30 protein-coding genes and 1 pseudogene are annotated in these 24,211 nt (G+C 61.7%); 22 read left to right on the top strand and 9 right to left on the bottom strand.

All coding sequences use genetic code 11. The annotated features are described in order from the left end of the window. Positions 1–20: 20 nt before the first annotated feature. The 11 genes from QM716_RS25080 (at position 21) to hisF (ending at position 8,177) form a co-directional block, all read left to right on the top strand. On the top strand, positions 21–320 hold the full coding sequence (locus QM716_RS25080; protein WP_283306855.1) for a hypothetical protein: 300 nt from the start codon (positions 21–23) through the stop codon (positions 318–320). Between the two features lie 152 nt (positions 321–472). Beyond that, positions 473–1,795, top strand: coding sequence for a histidinol dehydrogenase (gene hisD, locus QM716_RS25075; protein ID WP_283306854.1), 1,323 nt, complete (start codon positions 473–475; stop codon positions 1,793–1,795). A 26-nt stretch (positions 1,796–1,821) separates the two neighbouring features. Continuing rightward, positions 1,822–2,964: a histidinol-phosphate transaminase gene (locus tag QM716_RS25070; protein WP_283306853.1), complete on the top strand. Its 1,143-nt coding sequence runs from the start codon at positions 1,822–1,824 to the stop codon at positions 2,962–2,964. Further along, positions 2,961–3,575 carry an imidazoleglycerol-phosphate dehydratase HisB gene (gene hisB, locus QM716_RS25065; protein WP_003942383.1) on the top strand — a complete coding sequence of 205 codons (615 nt, stop codon included), beginning with the start codon at positions 2,961–2,963 and terminating at the stop codon, positions 3,573–3,575. Before QM716_RS25070 ends, hisB begins: the two co-directional genes overlap by 4 nt. Next, positions 3,572–3,721 carry a hypothetical protein gene (locus tag QM716_RS25060; RefSeq protein WP_230813421.1) on the top strand — a complete coding sequence of 50 codons (150 nt, stop codon included), beginning with the start codon at positions 3,572–3,574 and terminating at the stop codon, positions 3,719–3,721. The genes hisB and QM716_RS25060 overlap by 4 nt, the downstream gene beginning before the upstream one ends. Before the next feature lie 74 nt (positions 3,722–3,795). After that, a complete protein-coding gene (locus QM716_RS25055) occupies positions 3,796–4,917 on the top strand; it encodes an MFS transporter (RefSeq protein WP_283306852.1) in 1,122 nt (373 codons plus the stop codon). Between the two features lie 9 nt (positions 4,918–4,926). Continuing rightward, positions 4,927–5,562, top strand: coding sequence for an imidazole glycerol phosphate synthase subunit HisH (hisH, locus tag QM716_RS25050; protein ID WP_003942389.1), 636 nt, complete (start codon positions 4,927–4,929; stop codon positions 5,560–5,562). Further along, positions 5,559–5,810 (top strand): hypothetical protein, encoded by a 252-nt coding sequence (locus tag QM716_RS25045; protein WP_283306851.1) that lies wholly within the window; start codon positions 5,559–5,561, stop codon positions 5,808–5,810. Before hisH ends, QM716_RS25045 begins: the two co-directional genes overlap by 4 nt. 19 nt (positions 5,811–5,829) lie before the next feature. Continuing rightward, a complete protein-coding gene (gene priA / locus QM716_RS25040; RefSeq protein ID WP_003942371.1) occupies positions 5,830–6,564 on the top strand; it encodes a bifunctional 1-(5-phosphoribosyl)-5-((5-phosphoribosylamino)methylideneamino)imidazole-4-carboxamide isomerase/phosphoribosylanthranilate isomerase PriA in 735 nt (244 codons plus the stop codon). 9 nt (positions 6,565–6,573) lie between these two features. Further along, positions 6,574–7,407, top strand: coding sequence for an inositol monophosphatase family protein (locus tag QM716_RS25035; protein WP_283306850.1), 834 nt, complete (start codon positions 6,574–6,576; stop codon positions 7,405–7,407). Then, complete coding sequence (hisF, locus tag QM716_RS25030; protein WP_095969965.1) at positions 7,404–8,177, top strand: imidazole glycerol phosphate synthase subunit HisF; 774 nt, start codon at positions 7,404–7,406, stop codon at positions 8,175–8,177. The genes QM716_RS25035 and hisF overlap by 4 nt, the downstream gene beginning before the upstream one ends. Here hisF and QM716_RS25025 read toward each other — a convergent pair. Next, positions 8,174–8,791, bottom strand: coding sequence for a TetR/AcrR family transcriptional regulator (locus tag QM716_RS25025; protein WP_378449660.1), 618 nt, complete (start codon positions 8,789–8,791; stop codon positions 8,174–8,176). The two genes, hisF and QM716_RS25025, sit on opposite strands and share 4 nt — an antisense overlap. Positions 8,792–8,909: 118 nt before the next feature. Here QM716_RS25025 and QM716_RS25020 point away from each other — a divergent pair, with 118 nt between their 5' ends. Continuing rightward, positions 8,910–10,391 carry a flavin-containing monooxygenase gene (locus QM716_RS25020; RefSeq protein WP_283306848.1) on the top strand — a complete coding sequence of 494 codons (1,482 nt, stop codon included), beginning with the start codon at positions 8,910–8,912 and terminating at the stop codon, positions 10,389–10,391. Positions 10,392–10,413: 22 nt separating this feature from the next. Here the strand turns inward: QM716_RS25020 and QM716_RS25015 are convergent, their stop codons facing one another. Then, a complete protein-coding gene (locus tag QM716_RS25015; protein ID WP_283306847.1) occupies positions 10,414–10,935 on the bottom strand; it encodes a universal stress protein in 522 nt (173 codons plus the stop codon). A gap of 100 nt (positions 10,936–11,035) precedes the next feature. On the opposite strand from QM716_RS25015, the gene hisI reads away from it, so the two are divergent. The 4 genes from hisI (at position 11,036) to QM716_RS24995 (ending at position 12,609) form a co-directional block, all read left to right on the top strand. Beyond that, positions 11,036–11,383, top strand: a complete 348-nt coding sequence (hisI, locus tag QM716_RS25010; RefSeq protein ID WP_283306846.1) for a phosphoribosyl-AMP cyclohydrolase — start codon at positions 11,036–11,038, stop codon at positions 11,381–11,383. A gap of 6 nt (positions 11,384–11,389) precedes the next feature. Then, complete coding sequence (locus tag QM716_RS25005) at positions 11,390–11,683, top strand: DUF1905 domain-containing protein (protein ID WP_283306844.1); 294 nt, start codon at positions 11,390–11,392, stop codon at positions 11,681–11,683. Between the two features lie 25 nt (positions 11,684–11,708). Further along, positions 11,709–12,149: an SRPBCC family protein gene (locus tag QM716_RS25000; protein WP_283306843.1), complete on the top strand. Its 441-nt coding sequence runs from the start codon at positions 11,709–11,711 to the stop codon at positions 12,147–12,149. Between the two features lie 73 nt (positions 12,150–12,222). Next, on the top strand, positions 12,223–12,609 hold the full coding sequence (locus QM716_RS24995; RefSeq protein WP_283306842.1) for a DUF2784 domain-containing protein: 387 nt from the start codon (positions 12,223–12,225) through the stop codon (positions 12,607–12,609). 62 nt (positions 12,610–12,671) lie between these two features. Here QM716_RS24995 and QM716_RS24990 read toward each other — a convergent pair whose 3' ends face one another. After that, entirely contained in the window at positions 12,672–13,097 is a 426-nt protein-coding gene (locus QM716_RS24990) for a nitroreductase/quinone reductase family protein (protein WP_283306840.1), read from the bottom strand. A gap of 112 nt (positions 13,098–13,209) precedes the next feature. Between QM716_RS24990 and QM716_RS24985 the strand changes: the two genes are divergently transcribed. Both QM716_RS24985 and QM716_RS24980 read left to right on the top strand, forming a co-directional pair. After that, positions 13,210–13,632: an ArsR/SmtB family transcription factor gene (locus tag QM716_RS24985; RefSeq protein ID WP_230813410.1), complete on the top strand. Its 423-nt coding sequence runs from the start codon at positions 13,210–13,212 to the stop codon at positions 13,630–13,632. Beyond that, complete coding sequence (locus QM716_RS24980) at positions 13,629–14,666, top strand: cation diffusion facilitator family transporter (protein ID WP_283306838.1); 1,038 nt, start codon at positions 13,629–13,631, stop codon at positions 14,664–14,666. The genes QM716_RS24985 and QM716_RS24980 overlap by 4 nt, the downstream gene beginning before the upstream one ends. A gap of 347 nt (positions 14,667–15,013) precedes the next feature. Here QM716_RS24980 and QM716_RS24975 read toward each other — a convergent pair whose 3' ends face one another. Both QM716_RS24975 and QM716_RS24970 read right to left on the bottom strand, forming a co-directional pair. Next, a complete protein-coding gene (locus QM716_RS24975; RefSeq protein WP_283306837.1) occupies positions 15,014–15,196 on the bottom strand; it encodes a hypothetical protein in 183 nt (60 codons plus the stop codon). A gap of 128 nt (positions 15,197–15,324) precedes the next feature. Next, positions 15,325–15,936, bottom strand: coding sequence for a VOC family protein (locus QM716_RS24970; RefSeq protein ID WP_283306836.1), 612 nt, complete (start codon positions 15,934–15,936; stop codon positions 15,325–15,327). A 317-nt stretch (positions 15,937–16,253) separates the two neighbouring features. On the opposite strand from QM716_RS24970, the gene QM716_RS24965 reads away from it, so the two are divergent. Then, a complete protein-coding gene (locus tag QM716_RS24965; RefSeq protein WP_283306884.1) occupies positions 16,254–19,358 on the top strand; it encodes a multicopper oxidase family protein in 3,105 nt (1,034 codons plus the stop codon). A 58-nt stretch (positions 19,359–19,416) separates the two neighbouring features. Here the strand turns inward: QM716_RS24965 and QM716_RS24960 are convergent, their stop codons facing one another. The 4 genes and pseudogenes from QM716_RS24960 to QM716_RS24950 form a co-directional block, all read right to left on the bottom strand. After that, entirely contained in the window at positions 19,417–19,650 is a 234-nt protein-coding gene (locus QM716_RS24960; RefSeq protein WP_283306835.1) for a ferredoxin, read from the bottom strand. Further along, positions 19,647–19,889, bottom strand: coding sequence for an NADH-ubiquinone oxidoreductase-F iron-sulfur binding region domain-containing protein (locus QM716_RS29435; protein ID WP_502942138.1), 243 nt, complete (start codon positions 19,887–19,889; stop codon positions 19,647–19,649). The genes QM716_RS24960 and QM716_RS29435 overlap by 4 nt, the downstream gene beginning before the upstream one ends. Before the next feature lie 446 nt (positions 19,890–20,335). Then, positions 20,336–20,863: pseudogene (locus QM716_RS29430) on the bottom strand (NADH-ubiquinone oxidoreductase-F iron-sulfur binding region domain-containing protein); the annotation flags it as partial. A 1-nt stretch (position 20,864) separates the two neighbouring features. Next, positions 20,865–21,422, bottom strand: a complete 558-nt coding sequence (locus QM716_RS24950) for a ferric reductase-like transmembrane domain-containing protein (protein ID WP_283306833.1) — start codon at positions 21,420–21,422, stop codon at positions 20,865–20,867. Between the two features lie 218 nt (positions 21,423–21,640). Between QM716_RS24950 and QM716_RS24945 the strand changes: the two genes are divergently transcribed. Genes QM716_RS24945 through QM716_RS24935 form a run of 3 tightly spaced genes read left to right on the top strand, consistent with a single transcriptional unit; the run spans position 21,641 to position 24,177 of the window. Then, positions 21,641–22,384 carry a response regulator transcription factor gene (locus QM716_RS24945; protein ID WP_283306832.1) on the top strand — a complete coding sequence of 248 codons (744 nt, stop codon included), beginning with the start codon at positions 21,641–21,643 and terminating at the stop codon, positions 22,382–22,384. Continuing rightward, a complete protein-coding gene (locus QM716_RS24940; RefSeq protein ID WP_283306831.1) occupies positions 22,381–23,616 on the top strand; it encodes a sensor histidine kinase in 1,236 nt (411 codons plus the stop codon). Before QM716_RS24945 ends, QM716_RS24940 begins: the two co-directional genes overlap by 4 nt. Before the next feature lie 18 nt (positions 23,617–23,634). Continuing rightward, entirely contained in the window at positions 23,635–24,177 is a 543-nt protein-coding gene (locus tag QM716_RS24935) for a DUF2231 domain-containing protein (protein WP_283306830.1), read from the top strand. Positions 24,178–24,211 lie beyond the last annotated feature (34 nt).

The following is a 24,211-nucleotide window of genomic DNA, read 5'->3' as shown; positions in this document are numbered from 1 at the left end:
CGTACATGTGGAAGGTGCGCGTGATCATCACCACAGACGTCGATCGAGTGTCGATCGCGCTGTCTCCGGGCGTGCGTCAGGTATTTCGGCTGCGTCAGGTTTTTCGGTGGGACGAAGTTGTGTCGGCAACTGCGGTCCATGTCGGGATGGGCTCCGGAATCGGTTATCGAATGACCGGCCCAGGGATGCGGGTAATTCTCGCGTCACCCGGCGCCGGGGTCCGCTTTCGTCTGCACGACGGACGCGAAATCTCGGTGGCAACGGACCGAAGGGACGAGCTGATCGAACTTGCCGGACGGCGGGCGCCGGACCTGCAGTGAGCGTCGCAGGTGGACCGGTGAAAAATGGGGTGCGCCTATCCTGGATAATTGACGTCAGTTCTGTGTTTCGGGCCCGTTGTTCAGTCCTGTAATGCCGGACCGGTTTGCTGCCGCTTGCACAGGCACCCCGTTTGCGTACGAGAGGAACTCTCATGCTTGCCCGCACCGACCTGCGTGGTCGTACCCCATCCACGGCCGAACTTCGCGCCGCGCTTCCCCGAGGTGGAGTGGATGTGGACGCGGTACTGCATCAGGTTCGCCCGATGGTCGAAGCCGTTCGTGATCGCGGGGCAGAAGCCGCGCTCGAGTTCGGCGAGACGTTCGATGGTGTTCGTCCGTCTTCGGTCCGAGTTCCGGCAGCAGAGCTCGAGCGCGCACTTCGTGAACTCGACCCCGCAGTGAAGGAAGCGCTCGAGGTAGCAATCGAGCGGACCCGCAAGGTGCACGCCGATCAGCGTCGTAAGGACACCGTCACTGAGGTGGTCCCAGGTGGCACGGTCACCGAGCGTTGGGTTCCGGTCGAGCGCGTCGGGCTGTACGTGCCCGGCGGCAATGCCGTGTACCCGTCGAGCGTTGTCATGAACGTCGTGCCGGCTCAGACTGCCGGTGTCGGATCGCTCGTAGTCGCCTCGCCCCCTCAAGCTGATTTCGGTGGGTTGCCGCACCCCACGATCCTTGCCGCGGCAGCCATGCTCGGTGTCGACGAAGTGTGGGCTGTCGGCGGCGGCCAGGGCGTCGCCCTGTTGACCTACGGCGGGACCGATACCGATGGCTCCGAGTTGGTGCCGGTAGACCTGATCACCGGCCCCGGCAACATCTACGTCACCGCCGCCAAGCGTCTGTGCCGTGGCCTGGTCGGCATTGACGCCGAGGCCGGACCGACCGAAATCGCGATCCTCGCCGACCACACGGCTGATCCGGTTCACGTTGCCGCCGATCTCATCAGCCAGGCCGAGCACGATGTCATGGCTGCCAGCGTCCTCGTCACCACCAGCGTCGAGTTGGCCGACGCCGTCGACAAGGCTCTGTCCGCGCAGCTCGAGATCACCAAGCACCGCGAGCGCGTCACCACCGCACTCACCGGCAGCCAGTCGGGCACCGTGCTGGTCTCCGATGTTTCCGCCGGTCTGCGCGTCGTCAACGCCTATGCGGCCGAGCACCTCGAGATCCAGACCGAGGACGCAACCGGTGTCGCAGCTCAGGTGACCAGTGCCGGTGCCGTGTTCGTCGGCCCGTGGGCGCCGGTCAGCCTCGGCGACTACTGCGCCGGCTCCAACCACGTTCTGCCGACGGCTGGGTGTGCACGCCACTCTTCCGGTCTGAGTGTGCAGACGTTCCTTCGTGGGATCCACGTGATCGATTACTCCGAGTCGGCTCTGAAGGACGTTGCCGGACATGTCATCACGCTCGCCAATGCCGAAGACCTGCCTGCGCACGGTGAAGCTGTGCGCCTGCGCTTCGAGGCTTTGCGATGAGTAGCTCTGCGATGAGTAGCTCTGCGATGAGTAGCGTTCCTGGAGGATCGATTTCGGTCGACGCACTTCCGATTCGTGAGAACCTGCGTGGCAAGTCGGCGTACGGCGCACCGCAGTTGACGGTTCCGGTTCAACTCAACACCAACGAGAACCCGCATCCGCCGACGCAGGCGCTCATCGACGATGTCGCCGAGTCCGTGCGCGAGGCCGCGAAAGAACTGCACCGATACCCCGACCGCGATGCCGTGGCACTGCGGACGGATCTCGCTGCGTACCTGTCGAAGCAGACGGGAGTGCCGGTCACCGTCGACAATCTATGGGCGGCAAACGGATCGAACGAGATTCTGCAGCAGTTGTTGCAGGCGTTCGCAGGTCCGGGACGTAGCGCGATGGGATTTGTGCCCTCGTACTCGATGCACCCGATCATCGCCGACGGGACCGATACCGAGTGGGTCGAGGTCTTCCGTCGGGACGATTTCGCACTCGACGTTGATGCTGCCGTCACCGTGATCGCGGAACGTCGGCCGGATGTCGTGTTCGTGACCAGTCCCAACAACCCGACCGGGCACAGCGTCGGCATCGCGGAACTGCGACGCATTCTCGACGTGGCGCCGGGCATCGTGATCGTCGACGAGGCGTACGCGGAGTTCTCGACCGCTCCGAGCGCGATGACGCTGATCGACGAGTTCCCGGCCAAGCTGGTTGTCACCCGCACCATGAGCAAGGCTTTCGCGTTTGCCGGTGGCCGACTCGGCTACCTCGCAGCCGCGCCCGCGTTCATCGACGCACTGTTGTTGGTGCGCTTGCCGTATCACCTCTCGGTGGTGACACAAGCGGCGGCGCGTGCTGCCCTGCGTCACGCCGACGAGACCCTCGGTAGCGTCCACGCCCTGTCGGCCGAGCGTGATCGGGTGTCGAAGGCGCTGGCGGACACCGGTTTTCGAGTGATTCCCAGTGACGCGAACTTCATCTTGTTCGGTCAGTTCACCGACAGTGCGCAGGCGTGGAAGGAATACCTCGACCGCGGGGTTCTCATCCGCGACATCGGCATCCCCGGGTACCTGCGGGCCACCGTGGGGCTCGAAGCCGAGAACGACGCGTTCATCAAGGCCAGTGACGAAATCGCAGGCACCCAGCTGGTCGACACGAATTCAGGAGAGACGGCATGAGCGATCGCATTGCGCGGATCGAACGTACAACTCGGGAATCAAGCATCGTCGTCGAACTGAATCTGGACGGGACCGGCATCGTCGACGTCTCCACCGGCGTTCCGTTCTTCGACCACATGCTCAACGCGTTGGGTACGCACGCGAGCTTCGATCTCGACGTCAAGGCGAAGGGCGACGTCGAGATCGACGCTCACCACACCGTCGAGGACACCGCGATCGTTTTCGGCCAGGCGCTCGGCCAGGCTCTCGGAGACAAGAAGGGCATCCGTCGTTTCGGTGACGCCTTCATCCCGATGGACGAAACGCTGGCGCACGCGTCGGTCGACGTCTCCGGTCGCCCGTACTGCGTGCATACCGGCGAGCCCGACTACATGGTGCACTCCGTCATCGGCGGGTACCCGGGCGTGCCGTATCACGCGGTGATCAACCGCCACGTGTTCGAGTCGATCGCCTTGAATGCGCGTATCGCACTGCACGTTCGGGTTCTGTACGGTCGCGATCAGCACCACATCACCGAGGCCGAGTACAAGGCCGTTGCGCGCGCTCTGCGTGAGGCGGTCGAGCCGGATCCGCGCGTGAGCGGCGTGCCGTCGACGAAGGGCACACTGTGAGCGTCCTCTTCACCTATCTGCTGTTCATCGGTGCGGGAATTGCTGTGGGCGGCGCTTACTCGATGTTCAAGGTCAACAAGCTGGCGTCGGGAATCCTCCTCGCGATGGCGGTTCTGGCGGCGGTAGCGGGCGCACTGCGTCTGTGACGCGAAAAGTTACTGCGTCTGTGACGCCAAAACCTGTTCCGTCTCCATCGCCGGGGTTACTTCGTACTCCGGGCATGGTCGGTGTCCTGGTCATGGCGGCAGCAGCTTTCGGTGGCTGGTCGTTGCTGTTGCCCGTGGTGCCGTTGCTGGTTGCGCAATCCGGTGGATCGGATGCGCTTGCCGGATCGGTGACCGGTGTCTTCATGGCGGCCACGGTCTTGACGCAACTGCTCGTGCCTCGGTTGTTGCGGACGCAGGGCTACCGGCGCGTGCTTGCGGTCGGGTGTCTGCTTCTCGGTCCTCCGTCGTTGGTGCTGTTGATCTCGGCCGACGCCGGCCCTGTCCTGGCCGTTTCCGCTGTGCGTGGGGTCGGTTTCGGCATGCTGACGGTGGCCGGCAGTGCACTGGTGGCGGAGTTGGCGCCCAAGCGAATTCTGGGCCGTGCCACCGGCGCTCAGGGGATCGCGATCGCAGCGTCGCAAATGGCGGGGCTGCCGCTGGGGCTTGCGCTCATGGAGCGGTGGTCGGCGACACCGGTGTTCGTTCTCGGTGCGCTGGTCCCGGCACTCGCACTGGTGGCCATTGCCCGGTTGCCGAAGCTCTTCGCCCAGCCCACCGGGGAATCCGCTCGGTTGAGTGTGTTCGCAGTCTTGGTTCCAGTACTCGCTTTGGCGTGCGTGTCCGCGTCGTTCGGCGGGCTGTCGTCTCTGCTGCCGATCGCCATCTCGGAGCGCGCGGCCGTTGCGGGCGTGGTGTTGGCGACGGCGAGTGGGTCGATGTTGGTCGGCCGGTACTCGGCGGGGCTGATCGCCGACCGTCTCGGCAGCGGTCGGACACTCGCACCGGCATTGGCGTCGTCGACCATCGGATTGGTGCTGTTCGCGATCAACGTCGACGGCGGTTCGACGCCGGTCTTGTTCTGCGCGGCGGTCCTTTTCGGGCTCGGATTCGGGGCGGTGCAGAACGAATCCTTGGTCATGGCGTTTCAGGCTGCCGGCCCGAGGCAACTCGGGTCCGCGAGCGCGATCTGGAACATCGGCTATGACGCCGGTACCGGGATCGGAGCGCTGGCGTTGGGATTCGTGGCTACTACAGCCGGCTATGCGTGGGTGTTCGCGGTCTCCGCGGTAGTTGTGGCTCTCCTTCCTGCACTGGCCGCGGGCGGCAAAGTGATCGGCAGCAGGGTTGCCCGATAGAGTTGGGGCATGAGCGCTTCCACGATTGCTGTACTCGATTACGGCTCCGGCAACCTGCATTCGGCTACTCGCGCATTGGCGCGCACCGGGGCGCAGGTGGAGGTGACCAACGATATGAAGGTTGCATTGGCGGCGGACGGTCTGGTGGTGCCCGGCGTCGGCGCGTTCGCGGCCTGCATGGAAGGTCTGCGCGCAGTCCAGGGTGACCGAATCATCGGCAGACGCCTGGCAGGTGGCCGACCGGTGCTGGGCATCTGCGTCGGCATGCAGATTCTGTTCGACCGGGGAGTCGAATTCGGTGTCGAGGCGGAGGGCTGCGGCGAATGGCCCGGCACCGTCGAGAGGCTGCAAGCAGAGGTCCTGCCGCACATGGGCTGGAACACCGTGGAGGCTCCGGAGTCCAGCACCCTGTTCAAGGGTATCGACGCCGATACCCGCTTCTACTTCGTCCACTCGTACGGTGTGCAGAGTTGGGAACTCGCGCCGTCCGAGCACATTGCACCTCCGAAGCTGACGTGGGCAGATCACGGCGGAAAGTTCCTCGCTGCCGTCGAGAACGGTGCGTTGTCCGCGACGCAGTTCCACCCCGAGAAGTCCGGCGATGCAGGCGCCGAGTTGCTGAGCAATTGGGTGCAGAGTTTGTGACCGGGAGATCCGGACCGAACCGCGGCGACGATTTTTCCCTCGCCCGTTTGGCGTTGTTCTCGCTCGGCGCTGCGGTGGCTGCGCTGGCGGTCGCCACGGTCGTCATCGTTGTGCTCGAACCCTCGCCGGGTGTCAGCCTCGCGATCGGTCTCGTGGGGGTCGTCGCTGCGATTGCGGCAATGGGCGTCGTATCCAAGCGGATGACCCGAAAAGCGTTCGGTGACCCGGAGGACGGTTCGAGGTCCTGACCCACTAGGGTTACCGCACGTGAGCCTGGTCCTTTTGCCTGCTGTAGATGTTGTCAACGGTGAAGCTGTTCGCCTCGTGCAAGGAGAGGCGGGAAGTGAGACCGGTTACGGGTCGCCCCGCGACGCTGCTCTTGCGTGGCAGAACGACGGTGCCGAATGGGTGCACCTGGTCGACCTCGACGCTGCTTTCGGGCGTGGATCGAACAGCGAACTGCTGGCCGGCGTCATCGGCGACCTGACGGTCAAGGTGGAACTGTCCGGTGGAATCCGCGACGACGCCTCCCTGGAAGCTGCGCTGGCCACCGGCTGTGCTCGCGTGAATCTCGGTACAGCCGCAATCGAAGATCCCGAATGGTGTGCGCGTGCCTTGGCCAAGTACGGCGACAAGATCGCTGTCGGCCTCGACGTTCGTCTCGTCGACGGCCAGTACCGCACCCGTGGTCGCGGCTGGGTCACCGACGGCGGCGATCTGTGGGAGACCCTCGCGCGTCTGGACCGTGACGGCTGCACCCGTTACGTCGTCACCGACGTCTCCAAGGACGGCACGCTCACCGGGCCCAATCTCGAACTTCTCAGCCAGGTATGCGCGGTCACCGACGCGCACGTCGTCGCCTCCGGCGGTGTGTCGACCATCGAGGATCTCCTCGCCATTTCCAGCCTGGTTGATCAGGGTGTCGAGGGCGCGATCGTGGGCAAGGCGCTCTATGCCGGTCGCTTCACACTCCCCGAAGCACTGGCAGCAGTTTCCGGATAGATTTTCCAGATGACACCGACGCGTGACCTCGACGAACTTCTCGCGATTGCGGGTCGGCTTCTCGACGGCGTCCACGATCAGTTCGTCTCCGGTGTCGGTGCCCCGAGCGCGGTCCGCAAGGGTTGGGGCGATTTTGCCACCGAGGTTGATCTCGCGCTCGAGAAGCGGTTGAGCGCGGAGTTGTTCGAGCAGACCGGCATCGAGGTGCACGGCGAGGAATTCGGTGGCCCCGACGTCGGTTCGGGACTTGTCTGGGTTCTCGACCCCGTCGACGGCACTTTCAACTACTCGGCCGGATTACCAACTGCCGGAACGCTGTTGGCGCTTCTCGACGACGGTGTCCCGGTGCTCGGATTGACCTGGCTTCCGTTGATCGGTCACACGTACGCCACCCGCGCAGGCGGTTCACTGTTGGTCAACGGAGTCGCCGTACCGCCGCTGGAGCCAACCGATCTGGCGTCGTCGATCGTCGGCTTGGGCGCACTCAACGTCAACAGTCGTGGCCGGATTCCCGGTAGCTTCCGACTCGACCTGCTCGCCGAGATCAGCAAGGTGTCCTCGCGGATCCGGATACACGGCTCCACCGGAGTCGATCTGGCTTTCACTGCAGCGGGCATCTTGGGTGGAGCGATCGTCTACGGCCGCAACGCGTGGGACAACGCGGCCGGGGTCGCGCTCGTTCGCGGTGCGGGTGGGGTGGTCACCGATCTAGCCGGCAATCCGTGGACCGTAGAATCGGAGTCGGTGCTCGCCGCCGCTCCGGGCATCCACGGTGAGATTCTCGATATCCTCAACGCGCTCGGTGATCCGCGCGCTTCGTCCTCAGGAGGACCACAGTCATGACCCTCGCAGTTCGTGTGATTCCGTGCCTCGACGTCGACGCCGGACGAGTGGTCAAGGGTGTCAATTTCGAGAATCTTCGCGACGCCGGAGATCCCGTGGAACTCGCGGCAGCGTACGACGCTCAGGGTGCCGACGAACTGACCTTCCTGGACGTGACCGCATCCACGTCGGATCGCGGCACGATGCTCGACGTCGTAAGTCGTACTGCCGAGCAGGTTTTCATTCCCCTCACCGTCGGCGGTGGAGTGCGCACGGTCGCGGACGTCGATCGTCTGCTGCGTGCCGGTGCCGACAAGGTCAGCGTCAATACCGCCGCGATCGCGCGCCCGGAACTGCTCAAGGAACTGAGTGAGCGTTTCGGCTCGCAGTGCATCGTCCTCTCGGTCGATGCCCGCACCGTTCCCCAGGGTCAGCCGGACACACCGTCGGGCTGGGAGGTCACCACGCACGGAGGCAAACGCGGCACCGGGATCGACGCGGTGGAGTGGGCCGAGCGTGGCGCGGAGTTGGGAGTGGGGGAGATCCTGCTGAACTCGATGGATGCCGACGGCACCAAAGCCGGCTTCGACCTGCTGATGATCCGCGCTGTCCGGGCGGCGGTCCACGTACCGGTGATCGCCAGTGGCGGCGCCGGCCTGGTCGAGCATTTCGCCCCTGCTGTCGAAGCGGGCGCGGACGCAGTTCTCGCAGCAAGCGTCTTCCACTTCGGCGATCTGAGCATCCCGCAGGTCAAGGATGCGATGCGTGCCGAGGGAATTGTTGTTCGCTAGGCGTTCTCGGCGCGGATTCCGTCGAACATGAGGCGGCTGATGGCCTGGTTCAGTGCCGTGCAGTCGACGGACGAATCGGCTCGCAATCCTTGAATCGCACTTGCCAGCATCATGCCGTTGACGGCCTGCGCAGTGTTGTCGACGTCGAGGTCGGCGCGTAGATAGCCGCATTCGACTCCGTGGTGCAGGTACGCCGCGGTCAACGATGCCGACTGGTCGAGTAGATCGAGCATCCGGCCCGTGAGATCGGCGTCGACGCCCGTCGTCTCGAAAAGCAGAACCCGCGGGATTCGTGGGTCGTCGAAGAAGATGCGGGGGAGCGCTTCGGCGATCCGTCCCACTTGAGCGCGGTACTCGTCCAGAGTGCTTGCTGCGTCAGGTGAATTCTCGGTAGCCAGTGCGCTGATGATCTTGGCGATCAGGTCGTCGATGACGTGGTCGATGATGTCGCGTTTGTTTTCGAAGTACCGGTAGAAGGTCCCGTGGCCGATTCCGAGAGTTGTTGCGATGTCGGCAATTCCGGTTGCGTGATAGCCGCGCTCGGCGAAGCACTCGAATGATGCGTCGATGATCTCGCGGCGTAATTCCGCTTTTTTTCGTTCCGCTCGGGTCATGGCCTTCGTCACGTCTGGAATGATACCGTTCTCAATAACGGAATGACGTGTCAGTTTCTGATGTGCAGTTCACGGGTGCGTAGTTCATGAGTGCGTAGTTCATGAGAGGGATTCTCCGATGGCAGTGCAGTACGACGCAGTAGTGGTGGGGGCGGGCTTCGGCGGAATGGGTGCAGCCATTCAACTCAAGCGACTTGGCCTGAAAAACCTTGCGATCCTCGAGCGCGAGGACGATTTGGGCGGAACGTGGCACGTCAACCGCTATCCCGGGTTGGCTGTCGACATCGCGTCGGTCACGTACTCGTATTCGTTCGAGCCCAATCCGAACTGGTCCAGGCTCTTTGCGCCGGGCGCCGAACTCAAGAAGTACGCCGATCATGTCGCAGACAAATACGACCTGCGTAAGCACATGACGTTCGGTGCCGTGGTCAACGGAGCCCGCTGGGACGAGGATTCGTCGCACTGGGTCGTATCCGTCGAAGGGGCGCCAGACATTACTGCCAAGTATCTCCTGACTGCGACGGGCTTCCTGTCGCAACCGCATCGGCCGGACATCTCCGGTATCGACGACTTCGCCGGCAAGATCATCCACACCACTGCCTGGGACGATTCCTACGATCTGTCCGGCACCAAGACCGCAATCATCGGAACCGGTGCTACCGCTGTGCAGTTGATCCCCGAGGTGGCGCGTCAGGCCGCAGAGTTGACCGTCTACCAGCGCACGCCGATCTGGGTGGTTCCCAAGATCGACGTCCCCATCCCGAACGCAGTGCAGAAGCTGTTCTCGCGCATTCCGCTCACGCAGCGAATCGCCCGCGCCGTCAGTTCGTCAATTCTCGAAATGATCATGGTCAGCGCAGTCCTGCACTACAAGCAGGTCAAACTGTTGAACAAGGGTGCGTCGGCCGCATCACGCGCGTTTCTGCGGTCCCAGGTACGAGATGTGACCCTGCGCAAGCAACTCACACCGGACTACGACTTCGGTTGCAAGCGACCCACGTTCTCCAACAGCTACTTCCGTACGTTCACCAAGGACAACGTGCATCTTGAAACGGCGTCGATCGATCACATAACTGCCGACGGAATCGTCACCGCCGACGGCCGCAAGACCGAGATCGACACCTTGGTGCTGGCAACGGGCTTCAACCTCTGGGATGTGAATTTTCCGGCCATCGAGGTTATCGGTCGCGAGGGCCGAAACCTCGGTAAGTGGTGGCGTGACAACCGTTTCCAGGCCTACGAAGGGGTCGCGGTTCCCTACTTCCCCAATTTCCTCACGCTCGCCAGTCCGTACTCGTACAGTGGATTGTCCTACTTCACGACGATCGAATCCCAGATGCAGCACATGGATCGACTGTTCGGCGAGGTGAAACGGCGCGGCGCGGAAACATTCGAGGTCACCGAAACTGCCAACGCCGAGTTCCTTGACCGGATGACGGAGAACCTGGCGGACTCCGTCTTCTACGGCGGCAGTTGCCAGACTGCGCGAAGTTATTACTTCAATCAGCACGGTGAGGCGGCGATCCTGCGGCCCACGTCGACACGCAACGCTTTCATCGAAGCGAAACGCTTTCCGCTCGAAGACTATTCGATCGTCTAGGCGGACATGTGCCGGTGCTCGGCTATCTGGCTGATCTGACGCCGGCGGGCACCGATATCACGGGATAGCGGTTCTGCCGGTTCAGTCGGGAAGAGACCGAGCTGTGAATCAGTTGGCTCACCGCGGAGGCAGCGCCTTTTCGCGGTGAGCCGATCACGATGGTGAAGGCGTCATATTTGTCCGCGGTCGCGAGAATGACACCGGCCGGATCTCCGTAGGTGCAGTCGTACGTCCAGGTGTCGGTGTGCGAGGTGAGTGTCGAGGTTGTCTGCTCGCGTTGCGCCACCATCTCGTCGTGCAGGCGCGTTTCGAATTGTGGTGAGTCGGTTTCGACAGGCAGGTCCTCGGACGTGATGCAGTGAACGACGTGGAGGGCTGAATCCTCCTTGGCGGCAAGCGTCAGTGCGTAGCTGAGCACATTCTGGCTGGTAGTACCCGGGCCGATGCCGAGAACGATGTGGCGTGTTCGGACGCGATCGGTACCCGGGTTCGCGAGATGGCACGAGTACTCCGGGTGCGGACCGTCATGGTGCTGATGGTTCATGTCGGATCTTCTTCCACGGTGACGGCGAAGGAACTTCCATTCTAGGGCGGGCACGCAGGGGAATTCCACGGAAGTCACAGGTGGAAGGTATAAACGTCATATGAGCCTTGATCCCGCAATCGCGGCGAAGCTGAAGCGAAACGACGCCGGACTGTTCAGCGCGGTTGCGCAGGAGAAGTCGACCGGTGATGTGCTGATGGTCGCGTGGATGGACGACGAAGCGCTCGCGCGAACACTGGAAACCCGTAAGGGGACGTACTATTCGCGCTCGCGGCAGCAGTACTGGGTCAAGGGAGAGACCTCGGGGCACACCCAGTACGTACACGAAGTGCGCCTCGACTGTGACGGCGATTCCGTCCTGCTGATCGTCGATCAGGAGGGCGCCGCATGCCACACCGGCTCTCACACGTGTTTCGACACCGACGTCCTGCTCGCCGCTCAGCAGTGACGCGACATGGCCACTGACAAGACTCCACAACCGCTCGACTACTCGTTCACCTCACACATCGAGAAAGACGGGGCGTTCGCGACGTTTTTGACCGTGCCCGGCTCGGCGGAACTTCTGGGAACCAGGCGCGCTGTCAAGGTGGTCGGGACCCTCGATGGTGAGCATCCCTTCGAGGCGACGCTGATGCCCTCCGGCGATGGACCTCACTGGCTTCCGCTGCGCGTGGCCCTCTGCAAGGCGATCGGCAAGAGCTCCGCTGGAGAAGAAGTATCAGTACATCTACAGCAGCGACTGAGCTGAAGTTTCGCTCGAACCGAGGAACCTCATGGCCGACAAAGCAGTTGATTCGTTGCAGTTGGTAGCGCGAGAACTGGGCCCGTTCGGCGGTGACGAAGGGAAAAACGCACGCTCCGCATGTCGCGGACACTCGCGGCACCCATCGATACGGTCTGGGCGTCGGTCACCGAGTTCGACCGCATCCCCTGTGGTTCATGCCGGTGTCGGGGGAGGCTCGGATCGGCGGGCCGAGTACGGTCCTGGCGCCGTCGGCGTCGGGTGGGACATGGGATTGCTCGGGTTGGCTCGACACGTGGAACTCGGGATTGCGACGCCGCTCGAGACACCCGAATGGTCGGCGAGTGACGAGGCCAAGGCGTTCATCGCGGGAAGTAGTGAATTATTGGCTGATGCCGCAATCGCATCGGGCGACGACCCGGATGCCACCCGCGCTGCCGCTGCTCGCACGACGGCTGCATACACCGGGTAGATCGCCGCTTCGGGGACTAACATCGGAATAGTCTGATTGTTGCGGGACTTCCGCGCCACGAGCGGAGACGACGATGGTGTATCGGCTCATCGAAGTAGTGACGGTGTTCGTTCACTTCGGGTTTGTTCTCTATGTGGTGCTGGGTGGATTCGTGGCGTGGAAATGGCGCCGTACCATTGCATTCCATCTTGTTGCGGTTGTCTGGGGAGCCGGCTCGATAGCGGTCGGATATGACTGCCCGCTGACCAATCTCGAGAATTGGGCCCGCCGGATGGCCGGAATCGCGGAATTACCGTCCACCGGATTCATCTCGCACTACATCACCGGTGTGTTTTATCCGGTGAGTATCGAAGGTCTTGTGCAAGCGCTCGCGGCGACGGTGGTTGTCGGATCCTGGGTCGGATACGTGCTGCTCGGACGGCATTCGAAGGCTGAGGTCAACGCGTCGTCAGTGTCGTGATTCCGTTTCGAACGATCCCTGCCGTTTCGTGATGGAAACGGCAGGGTGGCGCATCGCAGGATTTACGCTCGAGTCAGTGCCACAACTGGAATGGTGCGGATCCCGGCTGTCTTCTCCGCGTATTCGGCAAATCCGGGATATCTGCTGGCCTGTTCGTCGTAGATTCGGTCGCGCTTCTCGCCAGTTACTTCTCTGACGGAGACCGGGTACGTTTCGGTGCCGACCTCGACCTCGGCCTGGTCAACGGCAACAAGGTTGTAGTACCAGTCGGGGTTGGTCGGGGCGCCGGCCTTCGATGCGAAGACGTAAACGGTGTTCGGATCCTGCTCGTCTGGCATATACATCATCGGGCTCACGAACTCGCGTCTGGACTTGCGTCCCGTGTGATGGACCAACACCATAGGCGCACCTTCGAATGGTCCGCCAACTTTGCCCTCGTTCGCGCGGAATTCCGCAATGATGCCGGCGTTCCAGTCGTCAGGACTCATCTCTGTTGTCTCCCTGTCTGCGAGTGGAGAAGTGCTCTGGCGTCAAGCTTTGCACAACTGGTGAATCGAGGAGAGGTCATCCTCGACGCCGATGATGATCTACTATCTACGTATGAACGCAGATAGTGGTGTTTGTCGCCGAAAACTTCCCGATGATCAAGTCGACCTGGTCGTCGAGGTGTTCCGCATGCTGGCCGACGCAACCCGTGTGCAGGTGTTGTGGGCATTGGTCGACCGAGAGTGCTCGGTGAACGAACTGGCAGAACGCGTCGGCAAGCCGGCGCCTTCGGTGTCGCAGCACCTGGCAAAGCTGCGCATGGCGAGGTTGGTACGAACGCGCCGCGACGGTACGACGGTGTTCTACCGTCTCGAGAACGACCATGTGCGCCAACTGGTTACGGATGCGGTCTTCAATGCCGAGCATGCCGGACCTGGGTTGCCGGGACATCACCGTAGTGAGGGTGAGCTTCGGGAGATTCACCCGGAGCGCTCCGCGAAGGTCGAGCGGACCGATCAAGAAGAAGGCGCGTCATGACGCACGAGCCCAAAACATCCCACGGTCACGGTCACGGACATGGCTACGGGCCGAAGGGATTTCGATCGGCAGTCAGGGAGGTGTTCTCCCCGCACAGTCATGACGCTGCGGACAGCGTCGACGATGCACTGGAATCGAGCGAGATCGGCATCCGGGCGGTCAAGATCAGCCTTGTTGCTCTGGGTGTCACCGCGGTCGCTCAGGTTGCAATCGTGGCGATTTCGGGTTCGGTGGCCCTGCTGGCGGACACCATTCACAACTTCTCCGATGCGCTCACGGCTGTCCCACTCTGGATTGCGTTTGCACTCGGTCGGCGAGCTGCGACGAGGCGCTATACGTACGGTTTCGGGCGTGCAGAGGACCTGGCCGGATTGTTCGTGCTTGCGATGATCGCGCTGTCGGCGGTGATTGCCGGGGTGGAGGCGGTACGGCGATTGATCAATCCGGTCGAGATCGAGCATCTCGGTTGGGTAGCGGCGGCAGGGTTGATCGGTTTCATCGGTAATGAACTCGTGGCGTTGTACCGGATCCGAGTCGGAAGGCAGATCGGCTCAGCTGCATTGGTCGCTGATGGAGTGCATGCTCGGACGGATGGATTCACCTCGCTCGCAGTCCTTCTGGGAGCGGGCGGAGTCGCTCTGGGGTTCCCGTTGGCAGATCCGATCATCGGTCTTGTCATCACAGTGGCGATCGTGGCCGTGCTGCGGACCGCGGCAAGAGACGTCTTCCGGCGGCTGATGGACGGTGTCGAACCGGCGTTGTTGGACGATGCCGAACATGCGCTACAGCGCGAGCCTGGGGTTCTCGGCGTACGTGATTTGAAGATGCGGTGGATCGGGCACCGATTGCATGCCGATGCAGAACTCGACATCGATCCCCGGGCAACCCTTGCCGAAGCCCATGCGATCGCGCACAGCGCCGAGCATTCGCTCACCCACGCGGTGCCCAAGCTCGCTACTGCCCTTGTCCACGCGTATCCGGGGCATGATTCGCCGAACTTCGAGGCGGCGCGACTGGCCAACCGACGCCACTGATATCTCCTCCGTCGGTGATCTTGTCGCGGCGAAGCCGGTCACGATCGGGTCGCCCGTACGCGGTTTCGGCACGCTGATCCTCGACGCGCGACTGCTACCGGTGCGGATCGGGACACCTGGTGAGCTGTACGTGTCGGGGGCCGGCTCCAGCCCGGCGGTACCACGATCAGCCCACGCTCACGGCAACCCGATTTGTTCGCAACCCGCATGGGCAGGCGGGGGATCGTATGTATCGAACGGGTGACATCGCCGCGTGGACAACCGAACTCACCATCGAGTACCGGGGCAGGACCGACAGACAGGTCAAGATTCGTGGTCATCGCATTCGTGTTCGAGTTCTTGCCACGTCACATGCTCCCGAGTGCCGTCGTCTTCATCGACAAGGTCCCGACGACACCGACGGGCAAGGTCGACGAGCAGGCATTGCCGACCCCTGATTTTGCGTCGAAGATCGTGTATCGGGACCCGAGCACACCGACGGAGATCGCTGTGGTCACAGCCTTCTCGGAAGTTCTCGAAATCGCTGACATCGCGCTGACGACACCTTTTCCGAACTCACTGGGACATCACCTCGCCCGCTGCGCTCCAGACCGTTGCTCCGTTGATGGCGCACAGCTTGGCGAGGATTCGTCGGATGTCCTGAGTTGCTCGGGCTTGCTCACGAGTGCGCGCTCTCCCAGGCGAAACCGTCGAGATCCGCGAAAGGTTCGGAAGCGCCGGTGATGGTGATCCGGTGCGATCCGGTGCCTTCCGGGGCGAGTCCGGCATCCTTCGCCAAGGCGCGGCGACCATACAGTGCCAGTGTGACAGTGCCTGCTGCACTGGTGAATTCGACATACTTGCGGCCGAAGCTCTTGGACACTTCGAGTCCGTGGTCGAGGTAGAACTGCTTGCTGGCCTTGACGTCTTCGGCGCCGAGTAGTAGCACGAGGCTGTCGATTGTGCGGGTCGCTGGCCCGTTGTTCTTCTTCGATGACGTGGCGATCTTCCAGATCGAACCGTCAGGAGCCTGAACAACTCCGCCGTATCCCCAGAGGGATTTCTTGATCGGCTTCAACTCGGTGGCACCAGCTGCGAGTGCTGCGCCGACGAAGGCGTCGACGATGTTCGGTTGGGAAACGACGAGCGAAAGGGTATACCCACGAAACCCGGTGGTCGGTTCGCTGGATGCACGTAGCTGGATTCGATCTCGGACGCCAAGGGCGTTGTAAAAGGCCTCGGCTGCCGCGAGGTCCGGAACGTCGAGGATCACGGACTGCGCGGTGGTCATCTGGACGCTCCCTGCCGATGTGTGGTTTGACGACGTGTGGTTGGAAGTGGACTTCTGTGGTGTGTTCATGTGTTTCAAGGTAATTGCGGGTCCCGTGGCTGTGCTTCTCGATTCCTGATCGGTTTGGTGGGCCACCTTGCGGCGTGCATCTCGGAAGCGGGCACCGGCCGGGCAATTTGTCGTGAATATCCTGTTCAGCCGATGTTTTCTCGATAGGCTGATGAGCGCTGATCGGACGTATCTCACGCCACCATGGAACGGGGAAACCAGTGATCGCACTGCGAGGAAAGTCGTTGGCCGCGGTGGTAGTGGTGTCCATGACGGTGGCGTTGGCGGCGTGTACCTCCGGTGAATCGGCGCCTGAGATGGGCGCCAACTACGGCTCGGACGGCGCCCCCGTCGACTACCGGGAGCCGGTGAAACTGAGCAGTCGAGATGGTGTCCTCGAAGTGCGGTTGTCCGCTCATCAGGGAGTGATTCCGCTCGATACCGCGTCGGCGCCGGTGTCGAATTTTCTGCTCTTCGGATACGAGGTCATCCGCGGTACGGCATCGGACGGGTCAACCTCGGCGAGTGACGTCTATCCGGCGCCGACTCTCCGGGTCAACCCCGGGGAACGGTTGATCATTCATTACGACAACGATCTGCAGGAACTCACGATCGAGGACTTCTACGATCCGGCGTTCACACCGGCGGGCGGGGATGTGCCGATCTACCCGCCGGCGCTGTCGTCGGCTCCACTGAATCTGCACACGCACGGAGTTCACGTGAGTCCGGACGGTAATGCTGACAACGTATTGCTCAACATCCCCGCCGGTCAGGGAAATGTTTACGACTACGCGATTCCGGGAACGATGCCGAACGGTCTGTACTGGTACCACAGTCACCGGCACACGCTCACCGCCCAGCAGACGTACATGGGTCTGGCCGGGCTACTGGAAATCGGCCGGCCGGACGGCAATTTGCCTGTCGTGACGTCTAACGACGTTCCGATCCGCGATATGGCACTGCAGTACAACTTCGTGTTCGACCGCAAAGGAAAGGGCCGACAGCTCAACGACGCGAACTGGCCCCAATTCGTCAGTACCTTGACGCCGCCCACCGGCACGGAATTGGCCGACGGCACCTACCGTCCGAGCTTGGCGCCGGTGAATTTCTCGGAAACGACGGAGGGAGCGCAGTACTTCACCAACTGGTACAGCGGACCGCTGTCGCCGGCCAATCATCGTGGACAGAATCAATTCGTACCAGGCAACCTTCAGAGCTTCGAGGGCGAATCGACGAGTGTCCCGGCTGATCCCTCCCTGCCGGACAACCAACGCGATGTGCAGTACACCGTGAACGGTCAATTTCAGCCGTCCCTGAGAGTGAAGCCGGGTCAGACCGAAATCTGGGTCCTCGCCAACATCAGCGACTTCGCCTACATGCCGGTCACGTTGACGGAAACCGCAACCGGCGCTCATCCGAAGTTCGCGATCGTGGGGCAGGACGGAAATCCGTTCGACGAGGTCAGGCCTCCTGTGGACGGCGACGGAACCAGGCTGGTGATTCCGCCGGCGTCGCGATACGCGATTGCGGTGACGATGCCGGAGGCCGGCGATCTGGTGTTGGAGATGCCACCGCTCGAAGGTGCAAAGCCGGTGAGCAATCCAGGCATTCTGTACACAAACAACGGCACCGACAATCCGCCCGCCGAACTCGGAACCGTCACTGTCGACCCGTCGGTGATCAGCTACGCGGACGGATTCTTCACGTTCCCGACTCAGCAGTTGATCCGTGCGACACCAGAGGAGGGCGACGGAAAGACGGCTCCTTTCGACTTCGGACAAAAACTCGACACCTACACCTCGTTCGTGGATACCGCAGCGATGACGCCCGACGTGACCCGCAACCTCACAGTCTCGGGCGGATTCGGAAACGAGAAGGCCAGCAACAGTGATCCGAAGGCCTTCACCTACGAGTTCGCCGACAACACGTTCCCCAACATTCCGCTGATTCAACCGCGTTTGAATTCCGTTGAGGAATGGAAGATCACGAACCTCAACAACGACGAACATCCGATGCATATTCACGTCAACGACTTCCAGGTGACGGAAGTCGTGGATCCCGTCGCAGGTACCACGACGGGCGTTCAGCCCTGGGGAATCGACAACGTGAACGTACCGGCGCCGGTGACGGACGAGAACGAGAATGCGCTGGAACCAGCATCGGTGACGTTACGGACGAAGTTCACCGAGTACACCGGAACCTTTGTCATCCATTGCCACCGACTCAATCACGAGGACAACGGATTGATGGCGACCGTCAACGTGATTCCAGAGGTGTCGACGTATGCAGTGGCGGTGCCTGGTTCGGCCGGCGTTCCTGCCAAGGTCCAGATTTTCGATGCCAACGGCGACAAGCTGATCTCCACCGTCACTCCATTCTCGTCGTTCGAAGGCACACCGAGCGTTGCGATGGCCGACGTGAACGGAGATATGGTGCTTGATCTGGTGGCTGGAACAGGTGCTGGTGCAGCTCCAGAAGTGGTGGCGTACAACGCAGTGGGAGGCGTGCCGTTCACCGACGAGTTGGCAAGATTTGCACCTTTCGATTCGGGGTTCCGTGGTGGAGTGAACGTAGGCGGCGTTGACATCGACGGAAATGCTTTGGCGGACAACATCATCGTCGCGTCAGGCCCAGGAATCGAGTCCCAGGTCAAGATCTACTCCACCGACCTTCCGGCAGACAAGAAGTCCGCGCCGGCAGAATTCGGCTCCTTCTATCCGTATCCGGGCTCGAGTAGCGGCGTTACTTTTGCGACCGGGATGGTTGACAGTCACTCCGGTCGGGCGAGCATCGTCACCGCACCGGGTGCCGGCGACGAGCCTTTGGTCAAGACGTTCCGCTACGACCTGTACGAGCCGACGGCGGCCGCGAATGACGGCTCCGATGAACACGCAGGTCATGCGGTTGGTCCGGTGACGACATCACAGTTCTTGGCCTTCGACCAGGGCTATCGCGACGGAGTGTCGCTTTCGACGGGATGGGTGGCCGGCGCCGAGGGCGGAGCCAAATCGATAGTGGCGGGCATGTTCGGAGGGGAGGGCTCCGTCCGTGTCTTCTCGAGTGGATCCAGGCTCGACGGTGCGCCCGAGATGTACTTGGAGAGCCCTGACCATCATTCGGCGGACGTAGCGTTTCGGGAAGTTGCAGCCTTCGATCCGTTCGCCGGTCCAGGGTCGGGCGTCGAAGTAGCGACGACGAGCACGACCACCGGCGCGGATCTCCTTGTGAGTGGTAGCAACGGAACGGGTGCCGAAGTTCGGAAATTCACGCTGGGTCGCGCCGATCCGTCCGTGACCACATTGACACCGACGCTTGTGGGAACGCTCCCGCCCTATCCTGTCGGTGGGGGAGCCTTGCCGCTCGGCGGTCGATGATCGACGTCGACGGCATGGTGTGATTGCGAAGTCGGGATCAGAGCACGGAAACAGATCTTCATCGATCCTGACGCGAGAGAATCCTCAATGATGCTCTGGGACAAAGTTTGACGGCGCGTTGGGCGTCCGTTTCGAGTTCGGCGGGAATGTGTGGCTCACGTCGGCGATCGTGTGGGAGTGGATACCCGCATTCGTCTCGCGTGAGTAGGGTCGGCAGCAATTCTGTGCACAGTCCTCGACCTTCGCATGTAGTCCAATCGATGTGTAGGATTTTGGGCGATTTTGTGCTCATGATGCTGCTCCCATTCGTGTGCCGACCTCGCAGGCTCCTGCTGCATGCATTCGGAGATCGTGCTGGAAAACGCGAAGGGAACTCCTCACCAATCTCACTGTCCCGTCCGGGTGTTTGCATGCTCCACGCCCCTCGACCAGATCTGCCAGATATCGGATCGACTCCTGGGTTTGGGCCGACCCTGAGCGATAGGCAATCTCGGATAACGCGCGTGCCAGTCGGGCATTCCGTTGATGCACGGTCCACACTGACGGGCGCTTTGATCGGCAAGATACTCAACTATGTCGGCTGAAGTCTTCAGACCACACCTTGCGTGACCCAGTACGTGAATGACTCCGGCACCGGGCGAAGCACCGACCGTCGCCAACGCCGTTGTTGTCATGGTGCTAGTTGGCAAGTCTTGCGCATCGATCCAACCTCCGTGAAACCCGCCGACGAGGACTGCTCTGATCAACGGAGTATCAGTACGCGAATACTGGGTCACCAACTGATCCAATGGAATTCCCATCGGGACCTCGACGACACCACTCACGGTCACATCGCCTGACAGGGTGATCAAGGTGGTTCCCGACGCGCCGCCTAGCCCTCGCGTGCGAAACCACTCGGGTCCGTATCGGGCGATGAGTGCGATGTGTGCCAGTGTCTCGACATTGTGAACCACGGTGGGTCTTCCGTTCAGCCCGGCCACGGTGCTGTGTACCGAGCGGTCTCGAGGAATGGGTGCTCGGCCTTCGATCGTTCCGACTACCGCGGACGTTTCGCCGCTGATAAATGTCTTCGGCGAAGCCACGAGTGTGACCAAGGGCTCGGTCGGCCCGGCAGTCCTTCTTTCTTGCAACGCATTCCGTACGAAGTGAAGCTGCTGAGATCCTGCGTACAGATATGTTTCTCCGCTTCCGCACTCGTGTGCGACGAGTTGTAAGCCGTCGAGGACGAGGTGCGGCGCACGTTCGAGAAGTACTGCATCCTTGTCGCTGAGCGGTTCGCCTTCGCTGCCGTTTGCGATTACCACGACACGCCGTCCAGTTACGGAATCGAGTTTTCGCGCAGTGGAAAATGCCGCCCCGCCTTTCCCATGGAGACCGGCATCGGCGAGTAGGCGGCTCAAGGTACCCGGTGACGAGCGTGGGTTGTGGCCGTGGAGGGCCGTGTGGGTGGCTAGATCGGGTGAGGATGCGGCGATAAGTCCGGCACGGGTGGATTCGGTTGTCACCTTATGTCCTTTCTGCGAGGCGCAGAGTCGAGTATTCGACGAAGTCTGTCCGGAGTCGCCAGAGAACAGCTCCGGTCACGGCGACGGCTGATCCGATGGCGATGGCGAGAAACCACGTATGTCCTGAGTCCGTTCCGTTTTCCAGTCCGTGCGCGAACGCGATCGGCCACAGGGCGTACGCGCTCCAATGAACGAGTCGAAAAGTTCTGTTTCCTATGCGATTTCGCAGTAGTCCTGTCAACGACACCGCGAACAGAACATCGAATGCAAGGGTGCCCAGTCCGAGCCAGAAGGCACGATAGTCGCCCAGGAAGGGGAAGACGAAGTCGACGAGTTTCAATTGTGCGTACGGATCGGCCAACAGTGCCAGCATTGGTACGACTACGAGGATCACCCCGATCAAAGCGGCGGCCTTGTGCACGTTCTGCGCGCCGAATCGAGGTAGTCCCGCTAGAGCCCTACCGGACCGTGTGACGATTCCGAGAACCATTGACACCGTCAGGAACACGAGAGCGGTGATACCTGTCCCTCGGCCCAATGCCCACAGTGCTTCGTCCACGACTAGGGTTCCCTTCTGCCGGCGGCGACCGCATCTTCCGTCGGCCATCCGTTCAGTAGGCGGATCTCACCAGCACGGTCCACCAGTCGCGCGTCGAAATCCGTCTTCCGGTGTATCCATCTGATGCCTGCTCTCGAAGGTTCGATTGAGAACTCAACACTCGGCCGAGGTGCTTGTCCGGGGCTGCATGTCTGCTGTGAAGCTGCTGGGAATCGGTAGTGCCGTCGGAGAGCGCCGAGTTCCACGATCGCGCTGCAATCTTGGAGAGTTCTCAGAGCGGACGTGGCAGGCTCGCAGGCATGGGCGCGAAACCACGAATTCTTCTTGTCGAGGACGACCGGCAACTGGCGGGCATGCTTGCGGACCTCTTCGAGGAGGAAGGGCACGAGGTGGACGTAGCTCATGACGGACAAGTCGCTCTGCATCTGGCGTTGACTCGCACCTACGATGCTTTCGTCTTCGATCGTGGAGTACCGGTCATCGACGGTGTGGAATTGCTCAGAACCCTTCGGGCGAGGGATTGCTCAGTACCGTCGTTGATCCTCACTGCTCGCGGTTCCGTTGCCGATCGTGTGGAGGGACTCGATGCCGGTGCCGAGGATTACTTGGTCAAACCCTTCGAGATTCCCGAGTTGTTGGCTCGAATGCGTGCCCTGTTGCGTCGCCGAACTTCCGTTGTGCCGATCGTGGTCGGAAGGTGGGAAATCGATCGTGCGAACCGAACGGCTACCGACACCGAGTCCGGATCGGTGACCTCGTTGTCCGAACGCGAGAGCGAACTGCTCGGGTTTCTGAGCGCATCGCCTGGGCAGGTTTTTTCTCGGACTCAGCTTCTGGGGCGTGTGTTCGGAAGTGCAGATACTCCAGGCACCGTTGACACTTATGTCCACTATGTCAGGCGGAAACTGGGCAGGGACGTCGTAGCCACCGTCCACGGCCTCGGATACCGGCTCGGATCATGATTGTCCGCAGCAAAAACACGGACAGGCAGTCGTCTGGGATCAGGTTCGGTGACGAGGTGCGCCTACGGCGAGCCGGACGTTCAGCTGCGGTCCAAGCCGCCATTGCTCTTGGTGCCGTGTTGCTGATCGTTGGAGCGGTGTCCTATGTGGGTTATGCGCGGGCACAGGATCGTCAGATTCGTTCTGCACTGACCGAGGTTGCAGCCACAGCAGACGATGCGGACGATCCTCCACCCGGTATGTCGCTGGCCTTTCGTTCCAATGATGGCGTGGTGACCGTGAGCGCGCATGCCCCCACCGGGACCGCGTTACTTTTGGATGCGCCCGCTGGGTATTCAGATTTCACCGAAGGTGACAGTAACTTCAGAGCCCTCGTCTCCGACGGTGCGGAAGGTCGCGTTGTCGTGATCGCGGCACTCGAGCCCTATGAATCAGGAAGGCAGCGATTACTTCTCGCACTCGGATTTGCCGAACTCACCGGAATTGCCGCATCTGTGGGCGTCGTGGTGTTGTTGTCCCGACGGGCGATTCAGCCACTGACGCAGGCGCTCGAGCTGCAACGTCGTTTTGTCGCCGATGCATCGCACGAACTACGTGCGCCGTTGACCGTACTGCACACTCGTGCGCAACTTTTGGCTCGACGCGGAGACTCGCTCGAATCTTCTGAGCTTGTTTCGCAGCTCAACGGGTTGGTGGACGACACTCGGGCCCTTGGCGAAGTCATCGAGGACCTGTTGATGGCCGCATCAATGGACGACAGCGGACAACCCCGGAATCGAGTGGACATGGCGGCAGTGTGTGAGAAAGTCCGCGACAGTGTGGCCGATCATGCTCAGAAATCTGGCGTTTCCGTCGACGTGAGCCAGGCCGGAACTGGAGAGCCAGTGGTCCTGGGGATCGAATCTGCATTGCGCCGAGCAGTTCTCGCGCTCGTTGACAATGCGCTTGCTCACGAGCGTCCAGGAGGTCACGTCCTTCTCCGCGTCGAGCGAGATCGCGACCACGTCAGAATCCGCGTGAGCGATACCGGAATCGGAATCGAACCTGAAGCGGTTCCGATTCTGTTCGACCGATTCTCACACGGCCCGACTCAACCCGCCGGTAGCCGGCGATATGGCATCGGATTGTCCTTGGTTCGCGAGATCGCGCACGCACACCGAGGTATAGCCTTCGTCGAATCGACACCGGATGTCGGCTCGGCCTTCGAGATTGTGCTGCCGGTAGCTCGGTGACACCGAACACGTTCGAGCATGGTCCCCAGAACTCTCCAAGAAATCCTGCCTACGTTGGTCGACATGGGCCTGACCACGATCGGCGGATTACCCGCTCACCCACTCCTCGTTCATTTCGTTGTCGTGTTGGTTCCGCTCTCGGCGGTTCTGGTTCTCTGCTCGGTTCTATGGCCGAGTGCTCGGCGCAGGCTCGGGATTTTCCCACCGGCCATCGCCCTCGTCACGTTGATACTCGTACCGATCACGACCGATGCAGGTGAATGGCTCGAACACAATTCGCCCCACAGCGAGTTGATCGAGATTCACGCCGAACTCGGTGATCAACTTCTGATCTGGTCCATTGTGGTGTTCGTGTTTGCGGCGACGTGGTGGGTCCTGCACACCAACAGATTCTCCGAGTGGCGAAGCGCACGAACTTCACGGTCCGACAGTTCGACGCTGCTCCGAGTCGTGACAGTTGCGATAGCGGCAATGGCAATCGTGGCGGCCGTGGGTTCGATGGTCCAGGTCTATCGAATCGGTGAGAGCGGAGCGAAGGCAGTCTGGCAGGAGCAGTCGTAGACATCCACCGAGCAAGTCCACGGCAGGAGCGCAG

The sequence above is a fragment of the Rhodococcus sp. IEGM 1409 genome, assembly GCF_030056735.1.
Taxonomy (GTDB): Bacteria; Actinomycetota; Actinomycetes; order Mycobacteriales; family Mycobacteriaceae; genus Rhodococcus_F.
This window is presented reverse-complemented; position numbering and strand designations above follow the sequence as displayed.

Coding starts and splice junctions, on each gene's coding strand:
- QM716_RS25070 (WP_283306853.1), top strand. CDS start 1,822: ATGAGTAGCGTTCCTGGAGGATCGATTTCGGTCGACGCACTTCCGATT.
- hisB (WP_003942383.1), top strand. CDS start 2,961: ATGAGCGATCGCATTGCGCGGATCGAACGTACAACTCGGGAATCAAGC.
- QM716_RS24975 (WP_283306837.1), bottom strand. CDS start 15,196: ATGTCAGCGATTTCGAGAACTTCCGAGAAGGCTGTGACCACAGCGATC.
- QM716_RS24985 (WP_230813410.1), top strand. CDS start 13,210: ATGAACGCAGATAGTGGTGTTTGTCGCCGAAAACTTCCCGATGATCAA.
- QM716_RS25005 (WP_283306844.1), top strand. CDS start 11,390: ATGGCCACTGACAAGACTCCACAACCGCTCGACTACTCGTTCACCTCA.
- QM716_RS24995 (WP_283306842.1), top strand. CDS start 12,223: ATGGTGTATCGGCTCATCGAAGTAGTGACGGTGTTCGTTCACTTCGGG.
- QM716_RS24965 (WP_283306884.1), top strand. CDS start 16,254: ATGACGGTGGCGTTGGCGGCGTGTACCTCCGGTGAATCGGCGCCTGAG.
- QM716_RS24990 (WP_283306840.1), bottom strand. CDS start 13,097: ATGAGTCCTGACGACTGGAACGCCGGCATCATTGCGGAATTCCGCGCG.
- QM716_RS24970 (WP_283306836.1), bottom strand. CDS start 15,936: ATGACCACCGCGCAGTCCGTGATCCTCGACGTTCCGGACCTCGCGGCA.
- QM716_RS25000 (WP_283306843.1), top strand. CDS start 11,709: ATGGCCGACAAAGCAGTTGATTCGTTGCAGTTGGTAGCGCGAGAACTG.
- QM716_RS24960 (WP_283306835.1), bottom strand. CDS start 19,650: ATGAGCACAAAATCGCCCAAAATCCTACACATCGATTGGACTACATGC.
- QM716_RS25035 (WP_283306850.1), top strand. CDS start 6,574: ATGACACCGACGCGTGACCTCGACGAACTTCTCGCGATTGCGGGTCGG.
- QM716_RS24980 (WP_283306838.1), top strand. CDS start 13,629: ATGACGCACGAGCCCAAAACATCCCACGGTCACGGTCACGGACATGGC.
- hisF (WP_095969965.1), top strand. CDS start 7,404: ATGACCCTCGCAGTTCGTGTGATTCCGTGCCTCGACGTCGACGCCGGA.
- QM716_RS25025 (WP_378449660.1), bottom strand. CDS start 8,791: ATGACCCGAGCGGAACGAAAAAAAGCGGAATTACGCCGCGAGATCATC.
- hisH (WP_003942389.1), top strand. CDS start 4,927: ATGAGCGCTTCCACGATTGCTGTACTCGATTACGGCTCCGGCAACCTG.
- hisI (WP_283306846.1), top strand. CDS start 11,036: ATGAGCCTTGATCCCGCAATCGCGGCGAAGCTGAAGCGAAACGACGCC.
- hisD (WP_283306854.1), top strand. CDS start 473: ATGCTTGCCCGCACCGACCTGCGTGGTCGTACCCCATCCACGGCCGAA.
- QM716_RS25020 (WP_283306848.1), top strand. CDS start 8,910: ATGGCAGTGCAGTACGACGCAGTAGTGGTGGGGGCGGGCTTCGGCGGA.
- QM716_RS24935 (WP_283306830.1), top strand. CDS start 23,635: ATGGTCCCCAGAACTCTCCAAGAAATCCTGCCTACGTTGGTCGACATG.
- QM716_RS25055 (WP_283306852.1), top strand. CDS start 3,796: ATGGTCGGTGTCCTGGTCATGGCGGCAGCAGCTTTCGGTGGCTGGTCG.
- QM716_RS25015 (WP_283306847.1), bottom strand. CDS start 10,935: ATGAACCATCAGCACCATGACGGTCCGCACCCGGAGTACTCGTGCCAT.
- QM716_RS24940 (WP_283306831.1), top strand. CDS start 22,381: ATGATTGTCCGCAGCAAAAACACGGACAGGCAGTCGTCTGGGATCAGG.